Origin of the sequence: Peptoniphilus sp. SGI.035 (genome assembly GCF_050315115.1) — a bacterium.
Lineage (GTDB): Bacteria > Bacillota > Clostridia > Tissierellales > Peptoniphilaceae > Peptoniphilus_A.
This window is the reverse complement of sequence record NZ_JBNPOJ010000064.1, coordinates 1-425: the sequence shown is the minus strand read 5'-3', so window position 1 is coordinate 425 and position 425 is coordinate 1. Positions and strand designations below refer to the sequence as shown.

Here is a 425-nt window from a genome sequence, read left to right as displayed (position 1 = left end):
AATTTAGTCATTATATTTTTTGTTTGGAAAGTTTTTTTCAGACAGATTTATCCAATATTTCATAAAAATGGGTAACTTTAATAAAGCTATACTTTTGAAAAATTTTTTTCTTAAGCTGCTTTGTATTTTATGATTTCTAAGTCTTTTTTTATTATTTTTGATGCTAATTTATTTAGGTTTATGGCTACTGATATGAGATTTATTTCACTTATTATATTTGCCTTCCCTCTATGATGGAATCTAGTATAGGATAATCCTTCTTTTATTTTTGAGAATGCTCCTTCTGCTTGGATTGAGCGGTTTATTCTTTCTTCTATTCCTTCTTTTGATGTTATATTTTTTAAGGATTTTTCTCTATATTTTTGGAATGTTTCTGAGATATAGATTCCTTTTGTTTTTTGTCCTTTTGTATTCCAATCAAAGCA

The 425-nt window shown here is 25.6% G+C and carries 1 protein-coding gene; it reads right to left on the bottom strand.

Annotated elements, in window-relative coordinates:
• Positions 1–110 precede the first annotated feature (110 nt).
• A partial coding sequence (locus ACQRC6_RS09860; RefSeq protein ID WP_427848756.1) for a transposase occupies positions 111–425 on the bottom strand: 315 nt, incomplete at its 5' end.